We start from the raw sequence: 15,523 nt of genomic DNA, 5'->3' as shown, positions 1-15,523 counted from the left end.
CGAAGCACCTCGCCGGTTGCGAATCAGGTGCCGAGGACCTCGCGGAGCCCGGCGAGCAGCCGGTCGGTGTCCTCGGTGGTGCTGCCCAGGCCGAAGCTGATCCGCAGCAGTCCGGGCGGGCCGTCCCCGCAGCTTCCGGCCCGGCCGTCGCGGGTGAGCCGGCGGACCAGCGGGTGGGCGCAGAACTGCCCGGCCCGTACGCCGATGCCGTGCTCGGCGTCCAGCCGCCGGGCCACGGCCGCCGGATCGGAGGCGTCCAGGGCCAGCGAGACGATCCCGACCCGGGGGTGGGCCGGCCCGAAGACGCTGACCTCGGTGGCTCCCGGCAGGTCGGCGAGACCGTCGCGCAACCCGGCCAGCAGCTCCTGCTCGTGGGCGTGCAGGGCGGCCCGGTCGGCGGCTTCCAGCGCCTCGCAGACCGCGGCCAGCGCCACCGCGCCGGGCAGGTTCGGGGTGCCGCCCTCGTGCCGGGCCGGGCCGGTGGCCCAGGTCAGGTCGCCGGGACGGTCGCCCACCACGGCGCTCGCGCCGCCACCGGCGAGGTACGGCTCCGCCGCGTCCAGCCAGTCCGCACGGCCGGCCAGCACCCCGGCGCCGAACGGGGCGTACAGCTTGTGGCCGGAGAACGCCAGGTAGTCGGCGCCCAGGTCGTCGAGGCGGGTGGGGGCGTGCGGGGCCAGCTGGGCGGCGTCGACGATCACCCGTACGCCGTGCGCGCGGGCCACCTCGGCGAGTTCGCGGACCGGCCACACCTCGCCGGTGACGTTGCTCGCGCCGGTGACGGTCAGCACGGCCGGCCCGGCCAGGCGCTCGCACGCCTGCCGTAGCGCGGTGACGGCGTCCCCGGCCGACGCCGGCAGCGGCAGGCGCAGCGGGTTCGGCCAGGGCAGCAGGTTGGCGTGGTGCTCGCCCTCGAACTGGATCGTGGTGGTGCCCGGCGGCAGCGCGCGGGCCAGCAGGTTGAGCGCGTCGGTGGTGTTCCGGGTGAAGATCACCGCATCGCCGGGGCGGGCGCCCACGAACTCGGCGACCACGTCGCGGGCCAGCTCGTACGCCAACGTGGAGCCGCGGGAGCGGACCCCGGTGCCCCGGTGCACCGAGCCGTAGCGCGGCAGGAGGTCCTGGACCGCGTCGGCCGCGGCCCGCACGCACGGCGCCGACGCCGCGTAGTCGAGGTGGGCGAAGCGAACCAGCTCACCGGAGGGAAGGGCTACCTTGAGATCGTCGCCGAGGATGTCGAGAGATGGCATGACCGCGCCTCCACGGGTTCGCCGCTTGCCGGTGTCGGACGACACCGGCCCGGTCCTCACCCGGGGCACCCCGTCGCGAACGGAAGGGTTGCCGGCCAGCGAGCCGGGGCTTCGCGCTGGCACTCATGACCTGCCGAGGAAGTTAGCAGATGTCACGACCCCGGCCAATAACCCATGCAACAAGTAGAGATTAAGGTCCTATGGCATGACGACCTTGTTCCAGCAGGAGTGGGACCAGTGGCACGCCGACCACGAGAAGCGGCGCGCCGACCCGCACGGCTTCCTCGCGATCACCGGCCTGCACTGGCTGGACGCCACCCCGCAACGGTTCGACGGCGCGCCCGGCGAGTGGAGCAGCGGACCGGACGGGGTGACCGTGGCGCTCGGCACCGGCGAGACCCTCACCGTCGACGGGCGGGAGGTGACCGGGACGCACCGGTTCCCGCCGCTGACGGAACGCGCCGACACCACCGTGGGTCATGGCGGCGCGGTGATCGAGATCGCCCGGCGGGGCGGCCTCGACGTGATCCGGCCGCGGCATCCGGACAACCCGGTGCTGACCGCCTACACCGGCACGCCCGCCTACCCGGCCGAGGAGAAGTGGGTGATCGGCGGCCGGTTCACGGCGTTCGCCGAGCCGGAGCCGGTCACCGTCGGGTCGGTGGCCGAGGGCGTCGAGCACGTCTACGAGTCGCCCGGCCGGGTCGAGTTCACGGTGGGCGGGGAACCGCAGTCGCTGACCGTCTTCAACGGCGGCACGCCGGGGTCGCTGTTCGCGCTGTTCACCGACGCCACCTCGGGGCTGACCACGTACGCCGCGAACCGGAGCCTGTTCATCGCCCCGCCGGAGGAGGACGGGTCGGTGGTGCTCGACTTCAACCGGGCCACGAACCTGCCGTGCGCCTACACCGCGTTCGCGACCTGCCCACTGCCGCCGGCCGGGAACAGGCTGCCGGTCGCGATCGAGGCGGGAGAGCGGCTTCCGCGGTAGTTTTCATCGATGGATGAGCTCGCCGAACTGATCGGGATCCGGTCCACCGCCGACCGGCCGGCCGACCTGCGGCGGGCTCTCGACATGGTGCTCGGCCTGGTCGGCCCGGGGTTCGAGGTCCGCCGGTTCGAGTCCCGCGGGAAGCCGAGCGCCCTGGTGTCCACCCCGGGCCCGCCCCGGGTGATCCTCAACGCCCACCTGGACGTGGTGCCCGGCGCGCCCGGGCAGTTCACCGCCCGCGCCGACGGCCACCGGCTGTACGGTCGCGGCGCCCACGACATGAAGGCCGCCGCGCTGGTGATGGCCACGGTGTTCCGGGAGGTGGCGCCCACCCTGCCGTACCCGGTGGCGTTGCAGCTGGTCACCGACGAGGAGGTGGGCGGTTTCGACGGCACCGGGCACCAGGTGGCGCGGGGCGTCCGGGCCGGCTTCGTGATCATCGGCGAGCAGAGCGGCCTGCGGATCGTCACCGAGTCGAAGGGCATCATCCGGGCCCGGCTCACCGCCACCGGCCGCACCGCCCACGCCGCCTACCCGTGGCTGGGGTCGAACGCGCTGCTCACGGTGACCGCGGCGGTGCGGCGGCTGCTCGACCGGCATCCGGTCCCGGCCGCCGAGGAGTGGACCACGACCGTCAACGTGGCCCGGATCGAGACCTCCAACGAGGCCGCCAACGTGGTTCCGGCGGACGCGTCGGCGCTGGTCGACATCCGGTTCCCGCCGTCCGACCCGGATCTGGCCGGCCGGCCGGCGGACGAGATCGCGGCCCACCTGACGGCGGTGGCCGGGGCCGCGGTCACCGTGGAGGCGCTGGGCGCGCCGCACCACGCCGATCCGGAGAGCGCCGAGGTGCGGCTGCTGCGGCGGGCCGCCCGGGAGGCGGGGTACGACGGCTCACTGCTGCGCAAGCACGGGGCGGCCGACGGCCGGTTCTACTCGGCGGTGGGCGTGGACGCGGTGATCTTCGGGCCGGGAGGCGACGGGCAGCACGGTCCGGAGGAGTTCGTCGATCTGCGAACGCTCCCGCCGTACCGGAAAGCGCTCGAAGGTTTTCTGAAAGGCCTAGGCGGCTAGCAGGTGCTCGACGCGGGCGGCCGTGCCCCGCAGGTGGGGGCGGCGGTCGGCGTCGACGGCCGCGTTCCACGAGCAGGGGCCGTGCCGGTGCAGCATCTCCGTGTAGCGGGCCTCCGGATCGACCCGCAGGCCGGTCGGGCCCACCGTCTGGTCGGCGTAGGTGAGGGCGTCGGCCATCAGGCTGCGCTCGTCCGGGAAGGCGGCCAGCTGCCCGGCCAGACCCCGCGCGGCGCCCACGAAACGGGCGCCCGAGTGGTAGGCCACCAGACCGGCGATCCGGGCCGGCCAGCCCTCGCCGCTCAGGTGCACGGCGCCGTCCAGCGGGTGGAAACCGGTCAGCGCGATCGGCTCGGCATAGCCGATGTCGTGCAGCCAGGCGGCCGCGACCAGCACGTCGGGATCGAGGCCGAGCCGGGCGGACAGCCCGGCGGCACGGTGGGCCACCCCGGCGGTGTGCCTCCAGCGGTCGCCGCTGTCACCGATCAGCGACCCGGCCACCAGCCGGGCCGTCTCGGCACGCGAGCGGAGCAGCACATCGGTCATGGGCGGATGCTATGCCGGGGCGGGTTAACGGCGGATGGACGGCCGATGGCCGGTGACCGAAAAAGTCAGTGTCCCCGGACCCGCTGAGCGGGCACACCGGCCGCCGCGAGTTGCTCGGCGAGCCGCCCGTTGGGGTTGTCGACGAAGACGGCGACCTGGAGGTCGTCGCCGAGCCCGCACGCGGCGGCCACCGAACCCAGGTTGATCGGGTCCAGCTCCGGCACGTCGGCCAGGTCGACGATCAGCCGCAACGGCCGGACGCGGCGCACGGTGTGCACCAGGAGCTGCCGCAACTCCACCGCGACATCGAGTCCTACCGATCCGTGCGGCTGGATGACCACACTGCCGTCCGGGCTGGTGCTCACTTCGAGTACCGAGCTACGCATCGGACTACCTCTCGCTACCCAGCGTTCATCTGGCCGCCCACCCTAGGTCGCGGTGGGCAGACGGGTCGCCAACGGCACATGACCATCCGGTGAACACCTCATCGATGCCGATGGTGACCGAACAGATGATCACCCTCGACCGAACGGGCGTATACGAATCGGCAGACGTTTGCTTGTCTCGATGGGCCTTCCGACATGACGAAGTAGGTCCACCATGAATGCTGCGCCCAGCCGAGGGCGTCACCGGCTGCATCCCCGCCGACTCGTCAGGTACCGGAAGCGATTACTCACCGCCCTCGTCGTGGCACTGTCGGTCGCCCCGCTGGCGTTCATCAACGGCAACGCCACCGCGGCCACCGCCCTCGCCCCGCAGCCGGGCGACTTCACCGGGTACGGCTTCGACGCCTGCACGGCACCGTCCAGCGAGACGATGGCGGCCTGGCTGAAGTCGTCGCCGTACCGCGCGGCCGGCATCTACTTCGGCGGCAACAACCGTGGCTGCACGCAGAAGAACCTCACCGCCGGGTGGGTCCGTGAGCAGGTCACCGCGGGGTGGCGGCTGATCCCGCTGTACGTCGGCCCGCAGGCCAGCTGCACGTCGGTCACCAAGAAGAACCTGATCGACAACACGAAGGCCGCCGCACAGGGCCGGGCCACCGCCGAGGACGCGGTCCGGCAGGCCACCGCGCTCGGGCTCGCCAAGGAGAGCGTGCTGATCTACGACATGGAGTCGTACGACAGCAAGAACACCGTGTGCCGCGAGGGCGTGCTGGCGTTCATGAACGCGTGGACCAACCGGCTGCACGACTACGGCTACCTCTCCGGCTACTACAGCAGTGCCGCGTCCGGCATCGCCGACATGGTCGCGGTCTACAACAGGCCGTGGTACGTGCGACCCGACTACATCGACTTCGCCCGCTGGGACCAGGTCGTCACCGTCTCCGACAAGGTGGTCCCGGCGTCGTACTGGGCGCCGAAGCGCCGGATGAAGCAGTACCGGGGCGGCCACCAGGAGACCTGGGGCGGCGTCACCATCAACATCGACAACGACTACCTGGACTTCGCCCGCCTGCCCGGCGCCAAGCTGTCCGACTGGAACCGCAACGGCTGGTCGGACGTGATGGCCCGGACCACGTCGACCGGCAACCTGTTCGCCTACCCGGGCAACGGCGTCTACATCTCCGAGGGCTACCGCTCCAAGGTCGGCTCGTACGCCTCGGCGAACGCGCTGCTGCGGATGGACCTCGACCGGGACGGCTACGTCGACCTGATCGTCCGGAACCGGGCCGGGGCCGTGTACCTCTACCCGGGCCTGGGCAACGGAAGGTTCGGCGCCCGCAAGCAGCTCTACAAGAACCTGAGCCACCTGCGGGAGCTGACCGCGATCGGCGACTTCAACCGGGACGGCTACCCCGACATGCTGGCCGCGCAGACCAGCAACGGCAACCTCTACCTCTACCCGGGGGTCAAGGGCGCCAAGTTCGGCAAGCGGAAGGCGATCGCGTACGGCGACTGGAACAACCGCAGCGAGTTCGCCGGCGTCGGCGACTTCGACCGGGACGGTTTCCCGGACCTGGTGGTGAGGCTGAACGGCAACAACGGCATCTACCTGTACCGCGGGAAGCCGGGCGGCCTGCAGACCGCGCTGCGGATCGGCTCGGCCGCCGGGCTGCGCGACCTGTACGGCATCGGCGACTTCGACCGGGACGGCTGGACCGACCTGGCCGCGGTGCAGTCGTCGACCGGCTACCTGAAGCTCTACCGCGGCACCGGCAAGGCATTGACCGCCGGCCCGAACCTGGCCACCGGGTACAAGGGCCGCTCACCCCTGTTCTGACGGCTCCGACGGCGCGCCGGGCAGGGTGAACGACACGGTCGTGCCACCGCCGGGGGTCTCGTCCACACGGATGTCCCCGCCGTGCCTCTCCACGATGCGCCAGCACGTGGAGAGGCCGATGCCGTGGCCGTCCGCCGTGCCGTTGCCGAGCCGGGTGAACATGTCGAAGACGCGTTCCCGCTGATCCGGGGGGATGCCGAGGCCGTTGTCGGCGACCCGGACCGTCCAGCCGGACTCGGCCCGCTCGGCGGTGACCGTCACCCGGCACGGCCGTCGCGGGTCCCGGTACTTGATCGAGTTGCCGACCAGGTTCTGCAACAGCTGACGGATCAGCACCGGGTCGCCGGTCGCCACCGGCAGCGGCTGGTTCGCCTCGACCACCGCGCCGGCCGCCGAGGCGGCCGGCGCGAGGTCGCCCTGGACCTGCTCGAAGAGGTCGGCCAGATCGGCCTCGCCCGGACGCACCGGCGCGCTGCCGGCCTGTGCGTAGTCGAGCAGTGACCGGATCAGTTCCCGCATCCGGCTCACCGCCCGGGTGGCCGCCTCCACCCACTTGCGCGGGCGCCCCTCCACCTCTTCGCCGATCAGCTCCAGGTAGCCGCCGACCGCGGCGAGCGGGGCGACCAGGTCATGGCTGACCGCACCGGCGAAGTTGGCCAGGTCGGCGTTGGAACGGCGCAGCTCGGTGTTGGCCGAGGCCAGCTCGCGGCGGGCATCCTCGATGGCACGCTGCTGCGCCCGGGTGCCGGTGACGTCGTTCATCGCGACCACCGCGCCGAGCGGGGCGCCGTCCACGCCGGTCAACGCCCGGCCGCTGACGCTGACGTGGACCGGGTCCGCCCCGGACCGCTTGATGATCATCTCAGCGTCCTTGACGGCGCCGTCACGCAGCGCCCGGATCAACGGCACCCGTCCCGTCGGCAGCGGGGTGTGCCCGTCGGTCTCGAACAGCTGGTAGCGGCGCGCGAAATCGTCCGGGTCGACGTCCGGGTCGGCGTCGGCGCCGTGCCATTCACGGGCGGTCCGGTTGAAGAGGGTGAGCCGCCCGGCCGGGTCGGCGGCGACCACCGCCACGTCGATGGTGTCCAGCAGGGTGTCGGTCCACCGCTGCCGTTCCTCGGCCAGGGTGGCCAGCTCGGCGTTGATCCGGGCCTGCCGTCGCCGTTCGAACAGCGCCAGGACGACCTGCGCCAGATCCTTGAGCCGGGCGATCTGCTCGCCGGTCAGGTCCCGCGGCACCACGTCGAAGACGCAGAGCGTGCCCAGCGCGTACCCCTCCGGTGTCACCAGCGGAGCGGAGGCGTAGAACCGCGTGCCGAACAGGGCGCCGGTCACCCACGGGTTGTTCCGGTAGACCGGGTCGGCGCTGGCATCCCGGACGTGGATGAAGCGGCCGGTCTCGAAACGGATGGCGCACATCGAGTCGGAGCGGTCCGAGTCCTCGCCCTCGAAGCCGACCGTGGTGAGCTGGCACTGCCGGTTCTCGTCGATCAGGTTGAGCGTGGCGTGCGGCACTCCGGCGACGGCCGCCGCCACCCGCACCACCGCTTCCAGCTCGTCGCCCGCCGGAGAGTCGAGTAGCTGGTACTCGTGCAGTGCCGCGATCCGCGAACGCTCCCGTTCCGACAACCGTTCCGCCAGGTCCACGTGGATTCAATCGGCAACGCGCCCGCTGAACTGACTCTTTGGCCCGTCGGTGACAGGCAGGGTGACGGTGACGGTGAGCCCGCCGCCCGGCGTGTCGTCGAGGGTGATCGTCCCGTCGTGCCGTTCCACGATCCGCTGGCAGCTCGGCAGCCCGATCCCGTGCCTCCGCCGGGAGAACATGTCGAACGCCTGCGTGCGCCGCGACGGCGGGATGCCGGGCCCGTTGTCGGCGATCCGCAGCGACGGCCCGTCGGCGCTCACCTCGATCCGGCACGGCCGGTCCGGGCGCCGGTGCTTCAGCGCGTTGCCGAGCAGGTTCTGCAACAGCAGCCGGATCAGCACCGGGTCGCCGCACACCGTCGGCAACGGGCCGGGCACGCTGACGCGCGCTCCGGCCGCCACGATCTCCGCGTTCAGGTCCGCCAGGACGTGGTCCAGCACCTCCTTCATCGGTACGTGCACCGTGCGCACCGGCGCACTTCCGGCCCGCGCGTAGCCGAGCAGCGAGTCGATCAGGTCCCGCATCCGGCCGACCGCCCGCGCGGCCTCCTCCACCCAGGCGGTCACCCGTTCCGGGCCGTCCTCGTCGCGCAGATCGTCCAGCAGGTCGAGGTAGCCGCCGACCGCCGCGAGCGGGGCCACCAGGTCGTGGCTGACCGCGCCGGCGAAGTCGGTCAGGTCCGCGTTCGACCGGCGCAGGTCGGCGTTCGCGAGGGCCAGCCGCCGGTGGGCCTCCTCGATGATCCGCAGCCGGCTGAGCTCCCCGGTGACGTCCTGCAACGCGACCGCCGCCCCGGTGACGACGCCGCCCGGGCCGCGCATCGCCCGCGCGTTCGCCCGCACCCTCCGGGGCTCCCGGCCCGGCGCCTTGATCACCAGCTCCCGGCCCTGCACCGGCTCCCCGGTGCGCAGCACCCGCACCAGCGGCACGTCCTCCTCCCGCAGCAGGGTGCGGCCGTCGGGTTCGTACAGCTGGTAGCGGTTGGCGATCCCCTCCGGCCCGGCGTCCGGGTCGATCTCCGGGTCGTGCATGTCGCGGGCCGCCCGGTTGTAGAGAAGCAGCCGCCCGGACGGGGTAACCGCGAGCACCGCCTCGTCGATGCTGTCCAGCACCGTGCGGGTCCACTCCTCACGGGCCGTGAGGGTGGTCCGGAGGCCGGCGGACAACCGGGCGTGGCGGCGCCGCTCGAAGAACGCCACGATGATCCCGGCCAGGTCGGTGAGGCGGCCGATCTGCTCGTCGTCGAGCCGGCGCGGTACGTCGTCGAAGACGGAGAGCGTGCCCATCACGTACCCGTTCGGGCTGAGCAGCGGCGCGGACGCGTAGAAGCGGACGTGGCCCAGCTCCCCGGTGACCCACGGGTTCTCCCGGTAGTCCGGCTCCGCACGAGCGTCCGGCACGTGCACGAACTCGCCACGGTCCAGCCGCACCGCGCACATCGAGTCGTCGCGGGCGCAGTCCCGGCCGGCGAACCCGACCGTGGTGTGCTGGTACTGGCGGGTGTCGTCGAGCAGGTTCAGAGAGGCGTTGGGCACCCCGGCCACGGCGGCCGCGACGCGCACGACGGCCTCCACCTCCGCGGCCTGCGGCATGTCCATGAGGTGGTACTCGTCGAGTTCCTCGGCCCGCCGCCGTCCGGTGTCCGTCCCCACCTACTCCCTATCGGCAACCGGACGGCACCCCTGACCGGCCAGGACCCGGTGGGCTCAGAACCAGCGCCGGCGCCGGTAGTGGCCGTGGTGACGGTAGTGCCCGTGATGCCGGTAGTGGCCGTGATGCCCATAGGCGCCCGGGTGGTGGTAGCCGTACCCCTGGCTGCGCTGGATCCGGTGGTTGACCTCTCGCAGCAGCCCGTCGACCGCCGGGTTGTGCCGGCCGTGGGACATCCGCTGAAGCTTCGACGCGACCATCGAGAGCACGAACCGCTTGATGAAGCCGCTCACCGCACCGTCTCCTCTGCCTGCCGGGCCGGCGCTCCGCCGGTCCTGTCCCTCCAGGGTAGGTTGCCGGTTCCATCCCTGAGCTGTGCGTTTCCTGTCCGTTGCCGGTATCGTACGGCGCCGATGGACATCCCACGCCGGAGTCGGCTGGTCGGTGAGGCTCGTGCGAGCCCGGCCGCGGCCCCGGCGCCGACCGGCCGCACCGGACCGGCCGGTCGCCCTCCGGTCGAAGCACAAACCCCGCCGCTGAACGCCGGTCAGAGCCGGTCGAGCTGCTCCTCCAGGTGGAAGACCTGGTCGAGGACGAGCATGCCCTCGTCGGGGCGGGCCTCGCCCAGGGTCGGGAAGAACCCGGCCATGGCCGCCTGCCACCGGGCGTTGACCTCGGTCTTCGCCATCGCCTCCTGGGCCGCGGCGAAGTCGTCGGTCTGGAGGGTGCCGACGAGCAGGCCGTCGGGGCGCAGGAAGAGCCGGTAGTCGCGCCAGCCGGTGGCGGCGAGCGCCCGCAGCATCTCCGGCCAGACCTCGGCGTGGGCGGCACGGTATTCGTCGAGCTTCGCCGGGTCGACCTGGAGGGTGAAGCAGACGTGCGTCATCGCGGGCTCCTTCGGATCATGGTTCGCCCGCCATCATGAACAGCTTTCCGGTACGGCTGCTACGTTATTTCGCATGCGAAATAACGACGTCAGGATCGGGGAGATCACCGGTACGTTGTGGGAGCCGGACTCCGAGCCCGCGGCGGTGCTGGTGGTGCATCCGGCGACGGCGACGCCGGCCGGGTTCTACCGGGCGTTCGCGGAGTTCCTGGTGGAGAACCGGATCGCCGTGGTCACCTACGACTACCGGGGCACCGGGCGGTCCGGGTCGCCGCGCGAGCACCGGCATCTGGGCATGCGCGACTGGATCGAGCACGACGTGCCGGCGGTGACCGCCTGGGCGCGGGAGCGGTTCCCGGGGCTGCCGCAGCTCGCGGTCGGGCACAGCATCGGCGGGCACGCCCTGGCGCTCGGGCACGGCGGACCGGAGCTGACCGCGTTCGCGCTGGTCGCCTCGCACGTGGCGGCCATCCGGGCGATTCCCGGCCGGGTCGAGCGGATGCGCGTACGCCTCGTGCTGAATCTTCTCGGTCCGGCGCTCGGCGCCGTGTTCGGCTATGTCCCGGCCCGCCGGCTGGGTCTGGGTGAGGACATCCCGGTGGCCGCGGTCCGGCAGTGGGGCGGCTGGGGCCGCCTGCCGGACTATCTGTTCGACGACCCGGCGATGCGGGCTGCCGAGCGTGCCGCCAGGGTGAGGCAGCCGGTGCTGATGATCGGGGTGAGCGACGACCCGTGGGCGACGCCGGGCCAGGTCGACGCGCTCGCCGCCCGGCTGACCGGCGCCCGGGTGGAGCGCCGCGCCTGGACCCCGGCCGACGCGGGCGTTCCGCGAGTCGGTCACCATGGGTTCATGCGGCGCACCGTTCGTGACACCCTGTGGCCCGACCTGCTGACGTGGTTCCAGAAGCGGATGGCGGACGTGGCCTGATGGCCCACCGGCTGGTCTTCGATCTGATGACGGCCGAACGCGCGGTCCGTCGCTGGATCGACGCCCGGTCCGGGGGCAGCGGCATCGGAGCGGCCGGGGCCGGGGTGCTGTTCCACCTGGCCGCCCACGGTGACGCGCTGATCGGCGACGTGGGCGCGGCCCTGGGTGCGTCGCCGTCCGGGATGAGCGGGCTGGTCAGCCGCCTGGAGAAGGGCGGCTTCGTGACCAAGGCGCCGGACTCCGGCGACGGCCGGGCGGTGCGGCTGGCCCTGACGCCGCTGGGCCGGCAGGCGGTGGGCGCGGCCCGCGAGGTGGTGACCGAGCTGAATACGGAGCTGACCGACGGATTCACGGCGGCCGAACTCGACGTGGTCGCGCGCTGGCTGGGACGAACAACACAGCGCCTGAGTTGAGCGGTACTTCCGCTGACGCCGTGGGCATACCAAGGTGATGGGTGGGTGCCCTGAGCCGAGGGAGAGCTGATGCGTCATCGAGTGGTAGTTGTGGGGGCCGGATTCGGCGGCCTCTTCGCGATCAAGGCACTGCGCCGGGCGGACGTCGACATCACCCTGATCAACGGTACGGCGTACCACCTCTTCCAGCCGCTGCTCTACCAGGTGGCCACCGGCATCCTGTCCGAGGGCGAGGTGGCCCCGCCGATCCGCGAGGTGCTGCGCCGCCAGCGGAATGTGGACGTCCGCCTCGGCTGGGTGCGGGACGTGGACGTCGAGGCGAAGGTGGTCTCGGTGGCCGGGCCGGGCATCGACTACACGGTGGGGTACGACACTCTGATCGTGGCGGCCGGCGCCTCCCAGTCGTATTTCGGCAACGACGAGTTCGCCGACCACGCGCCGGGCATGAAGAGCGTCGATGACGCCCTGGAGCTGCGGGCCCGGATCTTCGGCGCGTTCGAGGTGGCCGACCTGCACACCGACCCCGAGACGATCGAGCGGTGGCTGACGTTCGTGGTGGTCGGGGCGGGCCCGACCGGCACCGAGATGGCCGGCCAGATCGCCGAGCTGGCGCACCGCAACCTGCGCGGCCAGTTCCGGCACATCGACTCCCGCAAGGCGCGGATCCTGCTGGTCGACGCGGTCGGCTCGGTGCTCAGCACGTTCGGCGACCAGCTCTCCTCCAAGGCCGAGCGCCAGCTGGCGAAGCTGGGCGTGGAGGTGCGGACGGACACCAGGGTGGTGGCGGTCGACGCGACCGGCATCGAGGTGGAGTCCGGCGGGCGCCGCGAGCGGATCCCGGCGATGACGAAGGTGTGGGCGGCCGGGGTGGCGGCCCCGCCGCTGGCCGCCCGGCTGGCCGAGGAGGCCGGGGCGAAGACCGACCGGGCCGGCCGGATCCTGGTCGAGCCGGACACCACCCTGCCCGCGCACCCGGAGATCTTCGTGCTCGGCGACATGATGAGCCTGGCCGGCGAGGACGGGCGGCCGCTGCCCGGGGTGGCGCAGGTGGCCATCCAGAGCGGCCGGCATGCGGCCGACCAGATCAAACGGCGGCTCGCCGGTAAGGAGAGCGGTCAGCCGTTCCGCTATTTCGACAAGGGCAGCCTGGCGACGATCTCCCGCTTCTCGGCGGTGGCGAGCATCTGGAAGTTGCGATTGTCCGGCTTCCCGGCCTGGGTGGTGTGGGTGGCGGTGCACCTGTTCTACCTGGTCGGCTTCAAGAACCGGGTGACCGCGGTGCTGCACTGGTTCGTCAGTTTCCTGGGCCGGGGCCGGTCGGAGCGGGTGGCCACCCAGCAGCAGGCGTTCGCCCGGCAGGCGATCCGGGCCTACGGTGATCCGTTCCGCCGGGCCTCCGGGGCGGAAGCCGAGGTCGGGTAGCGTGTAGCGGCCCGCAGAAAGTCATGAGGAAGGCTCACCATTGGTCCCGGTCACAGTGTCAACGCCCGTGGTGTCGCGAGTCCGGACCATGGCGCCGGTCTTTCACGAGCTGACCCTGTTCCACGGGAGCATGGGCGCTGGCAAGTCGACGCTGGCGCTGCAGAACGCGTACAACAGGCGGCAGGCGGGCCGGCCCGGGGTGCTGCTCACCAGCATGGACCGGGCCGGCGCCGGGGTGATGTCGTCGCGGCTCGGAGTGGCGGCGGACGCCATCGAGGTGACCGACGGCACCGAGCTGACCGCGCTGATCGCCGGCGAGGTGCCGGCCGGTGGTTTCGTGATCGTCGACGAGGCCCAGTTCCTGCATCCGGAGCAGGTGGAGCAGCTGGCCTGGGTGGTCGACGAGCTGTGCGTGGACGTGGACGCCTACGCCATCTCCACCGACTTCATGTCCCGGCTGTTCCCGGGCGCGCGGCGGCTGCTGGAGCTGGCCGACAACATCGTGTCGCTCCAGGTGGAGGTGACCTGCTGGTGCGGCCGCCCGGGCCGGCAGAACGCGCGGATCGAGGACGGCCGGGTGGCCCGTTCGGGCGCGCAGGTGGCGGTCGGTGACACGTCCGACGCGGCCGACGTGACGTACCGGGTGCTGTGCCGGCGGCACTGGCGCGACGGGGTGGCCGGGCCCGATTCGGTGACCGCGGAAACGAACTTCTAGCGCGAAGTCCCGACATTCTCGATACGCCGGGAGGTCGACGGCGGGGCATTCCTCTAAGGTGTGCCCCGCTTTTGATCATCCAACGTGGAGGGTTGTCATGTCTCGCGCGGGCCTCGGGCCGCTGCTCACCCTGCTGGTGGGCGCCCTGTTACCGGCCTCCTGCGCGAGCGGCCCGGCCGCCGTGGGCGCCGCCCGGGTCACCGTGCCGGACCTGATCGGCGCGGAGGCCGACGCGATCGGCGAGCAGAGCGCCCAGGCCGGGGTGAAGCCGATCCTGCGCTACCGGTGGGACTCCACGGCCGCCCCTCGCACGGTGATCGCGGTGGCCCCCACGCCGGGCACCACGGTCGAGCGCGGCACCAGCATCACGGTCGAGGTGGCCGGCGCGCCGGGGGCCTCGCTGGACGAGCGGATCACCGCGGACCGGGAGCACTTCGTCGGCCTCGGCACCGACCCGGACGGCACACTGGTGATCGCCGTGGCGGCCGGCGCCGACCGGGCCGCGGCCGTGGCGGCCCTCGGCGCCACCCTGCTGAACCGGCGCTTCCGTACCGTCGTCTGCCCGGTGACCCACGCCGACCTGGAACGGATCCGGGCCGAGGTGAGCGCCACCGCGTCGCTGCACGCCACCGGCTACACGGTGCACATGGAGGCCACGGCGTGCGCGGTCCGGCTGACCGGTGACATCGCGCCGCCGGTCGTCCGGGCACTGCATCAGCGGTACGGCGGCGCGCTGATCGTCAGCAGCGGCCCGAGCCCCACTCCGCACACGTGACGGTCCGCGTCACGGGTAGATCATCCAGTTGCGCAGGTCTCCCTGCGGGTCGAACAGGTAGCCGCCGTCGCCGACGCTGTGCCGGGCCGGGTCGGCGTTGGACAGGATCGGCTTGGTGAGCCCCCAGTGCTTGTGGTCGGCGGTGTCCGTGCCCTTGCCGACGTGCACGTAGACGTCACCGCCGGCGGGCACGACCGTGCCCGCCTGGAAGGTGTAGCGGCGCAGGCCGGTGTCGCGCACCCACCAGCCGGCGATCGGCACGGGCGCGGCGGACGGATTGTGCACCTGGAACCATTCGCCGTTGAGGTTCTGCTCGTCGGCGCCGTCCGGGTCGGGGTTGACGGTCACGGTGAGGCCGCTGTCCTGTGCCGGTCCCGCGCCGCAGCTGTCGGTGTCGTAGAGCCCACGGCGCTCGGCGGCGGCCTGCCGGGCGGCCACGTGATAGGCGTCGTCCCAGGCCCACTCACCGGGGAAGGGCAGCCAGAGCGCGTACCCGCCGCGGACCATCTGCCGGCCGACGTCCTGCCAGGTGCCGTTGATCTTCACGGCGACCGAGCGCAGGTCCCGGTCCCCGCTCTTGCTGGAGGCGTCGAGTGAGGTGAGGCGAACCTTGTTGCCACCGGCTTTGAGGATCCGCTCGAGCCGCGCGGTGGCCGCCAGCGCGTGACAGTCTCCCTTGCGGCGTTGCGGCTTGGGCGAGTAGCGGGTCTGCTCCATGGCCTGCAGGCCGATGATCCGCACCGAGACGAGCTTCTTGGTGCCGTCGCCGGCCAGGTCGACGCGAATGGTGTCGCCGTCGGGCACCCAGTCCACCGTGCCCGTCCACACCTGGCAGCGTGGACTGCCGGCGCCCGGGCGGCAGGCCGTGGTCGCGGCTTCGGCCGGCGCGGCGAGGCCGGCGGTCAGGGACAGTGTGGCGGCGGTGGCCAGGGTGACCAGGCGACGGAACATGACGCTTCGATCGGCTCCCGGCGACGGCGGTTGAGGATTCGGGGCTTCTTGTCC

At 72.3% G+C, this 15,523-nt stretch carries 16 protein-coding genes and 1 riboswitch; of the genes, 8 read left to right on the top strand and 8 right to left on the bottom strand.

All coding sequences use genetic code 11. The features are described from left to right. Positions 1 to 23 precede the first annotated feature (23 nt). Complete coding sequence (locus tag KZ829_RS11660; RefSeq protein ID WP_220143864.1) at positions 24 to 1,250, bottom strand: aminotransferase class V-fold PLP-dependent enzyme; 1,227 nt, start codon at positions 1,248 to 1,250, stop codon at positions 24 to 26. A 16-nt stretch (positions 1,251 to 1,266) separates the two neighbouring features. Beyond that, positions 1,267 to 1,381: riboswitch (SAM riboswitch) on the bottom strand. Between the two features lie 74 nt (positions 1,382 to 1,455). Here KZ829_RS11660 and KZ829_RS11655 point away from each other — a divergent pair. Both KZ829_RS11655 and KZ829_RS11650 read left to right on the top strand, forming a co-directional pair. Then, positions 1,456 to 2,241 (top strand): DUF1684 domain-containing protein, encoded by a 786-nt coding sequence (locus KZ829_RS11655; RefSeq protein WP_220143863.1) that lies wholly within the window; start codon positions 1,456 to 1,458, stop codon positions 2,239 to 2,241. A gap of 9 nt (positions 2,242 to 2,250) precedes the next feature. After that, the gene (locus KZ829_RS11650; RefSeq protein WP_220143862.1) at positions 2,251 to 3,315 is read left to right on the top strand and encodes a M20 family metallopeptidase; all 1,065 of its coding nucleotides are present in this window, start codon (positions 2,251 to 2,253) and stop codon (positions 3,313 to 3,315) included. On the opposite strand, the gene KZ829_RS11645 is transcribed toward KZ829_RS11650, so the two are convergent. After that, on the bottom strand, positions 3,304 to 3,858 hold the full coding sequence (locus KZ829_RS11645) for an HD domain-containing protein (RefSeq protein WP_220143861.1): 555 nt from the start codon (positions 3,856 to 3,858) through the stop codon (positions 3,304 to 3,306). The genes KZ829_RS11650 and KZ829_RS11645 overlap by 12 nt on opposite strands. Before the next feature lie 65 nt (positions 3,859 to 3,923). Beyond that, positions 3,924 to 4,244, bottom strand: coding sequence for an STAS domain-containing protein (locus tag KZ829_RS11640; RefSeq protein ID WP_183219844.1), 321 nt, complete (start codon positions 4,242 to 4,244; stop codon positions 3,924 to 3,926). Positions 4,245 to 4,545: 301 nt separating this feature from the next. Between KZ829_RS11640 and KZ829_RS11635 the strand changes: the two genes are divergently transcribed. Further along, positions 4,546 to 6,081, top strand: a complete 1,536-nt coding sequence (locus tag KZ829_RS11635; protein WP_308285437.1) for a glycoside hydrolase domain-containing protein — start codon at positions 4,546 to 4,548, stop codon at positions 6,079 to 6,081. On the opposite strand, the gene KZ829_RS11630 is transcribed toward KZ829_RS11635, so the two are convergent. The 4 genes from KZ829_RS11630 to KZ829_RS11615 all read right to left on the bottom strand — a co-directional run bounded on the left by KZ829_RS11630 (position 6,067) and on the right by KZ829_RS11615 (position 10,265). Next, entirely contained in the window at positions 6,067 to 7,728 is a 1,662-nt protein-coding gene (locus tag KZ829_RS11630; RefSeq protein WP_308285436.1) for a sensor histidine kinase, read from the bottom strand. The genes KZ829_RS11635 and KZ829_RS11630 overlap by 15 nt on opposite strands. 6 nt (positions 7,729 to 7,734) lie before the next feature. Beyond that, the gene (locus KZ829_RS11625; RefSeq protein ID WP_308285435.1) at positions 7,735 to 9,381 is read right to left on the bottom strand and encodes a sensor histidine kinase; all 1,647 of its coding nucleotides are present in this window, start codon (positions 9,379 to 9,381) and stop codon (positions 7,735 to 7,737) included. 54 nt (positions 9,382 to 9,435) lie between these two features. Next, on the bottom strand, positions 9,436 to 9,672 hold the full coding sequence (locus KZ829_RS11620; protein ID WP_183219840.1) for a hypothetical protein: 237 nt from the start codon (positions 9,670 to 9,672) through the stop codon (positions 9,436 to 9,438). Between the two features lie 254 nt (positions 9,673 to 9,926). Beyond that, positions 9,927 to 10,265 (bottom strand): L-rhamnose mutarotase, encoded by a 339-nt coding sequence (locus KZ829_RS11615; protein WP_220143859.1) that lies wholly within the window; start codon positions 10,263 to 10,265, stop codon positions 9,927 to 9,929. A 73-nt stretch (positions 10,266 to 10,338) separates the two neighbouring features. On the opposite strand from KZ829_RS11615, the gene KZ829_RS11610 reads away from it, so the two are divergent. The 5 genes from KZ829_RS11610 (at position 10,339) to KZ829_RS11590 (ending at position 14,518) form a co-directional block, all read left to right on the top strand. Then, positions 10,339 to 11,193 carry an alpha/beta hydrolase family protein gene (locus KZ829_RS11610; protein ID WP_220143858.1) on the top strand — a complete coding sequence of 285 codons (855 nt, stop codon included), beginning with the start codon at positions 10,339 to 10,341 and terminating at the stop codon, positions 11,191 to 11,193. Next, positions 11,193 to 11,606 (top strand): MarR family winged helix-turn-helix transcriptional regulator, encoded by a 414-nt coding sequence (locus KZ829_RS11605; protein ID WP_220143857.1) that lies wholly within the window; start codon positions 11,193 to 11,195, stop codon positions 11,604 to 11,606. The genes KZ829_RS11610 and KZ829_RS11605 overlap by 1 nt, the downstream gene beginning before the upstream one ends. A gap of 69 nt (positions 11,607 to 11,675) precedes the next feature. After that, positions 11,676 to 13,028 carry an NAD(P)/FAD-dependent oxidoreductase gene (locus tag KZ829_RS11600; protein WP_220143856.1) on the top strand — a complete coding sequence of 451 codons (1,353 nt, stop codon included), beginning with the start codon at positions 11,676 to 11,678 and terminating at the stop codon, positions 13,026 to 13,028. An 88-nt stretch (positions 13,029 to 13,116) separates the two neighbouring features. Then, positions 13,117 to 13,743: a thymidine kinase gene (locus tag KZ829_RS11595; protein WP_220144026.1), complete on the top strand. Its 627-nt coding sequence runs from the start codon at positions 13,117 to 13,119 to the stop codon at positions 13,741 to 13,743. Positions 13,744 to 13,840: 97 nt separating this feature from the next. After that, on the top strand, positions 13,841 to 14,518 hold the full coding sequence (locus tag KZ829_RS11590) for a PASTA domain-containing protein (protein WP_220143855.1): 678 nt from the start codon (positions 13,841 to 13,843) through the stop codon (positions 14,516 to 14,518). Positions 14,519 to 14,527: 9 nt separating this feature from the next. On the opposite strand, the gene KZ829_RS11585 is transcribed toward KZ829_RS11590, so the two are convergent. Then, a complete protein-coding gene (locus KZ829_RS11585; RefSeq protein WP_220143854.1) occupies positions 14,528 to 15,469 on the bottom strand; it encodes a lamin tail domain-containing protein in 942 nt (313 codons plus the stop codon). Positions 15,470 to 15,523: the final 54 nt, after the last annotated feature.

It is taken from the genome of Actinoplanes hulinensis (assembly GCF_019429605.1).
GTDB classification, from domain to species: Bacteria; Actinomycetota; Actinomycetes; order Mycobacteriales; family Micromonosporaceae; genus Actinoplanes; species Actinoplanes campanulatus.
The sequence above is the reverse complement of the archived record's forward strand: the minus strand, read 5'-3'. Positions and strand labels throughout refer to the sequence as shown.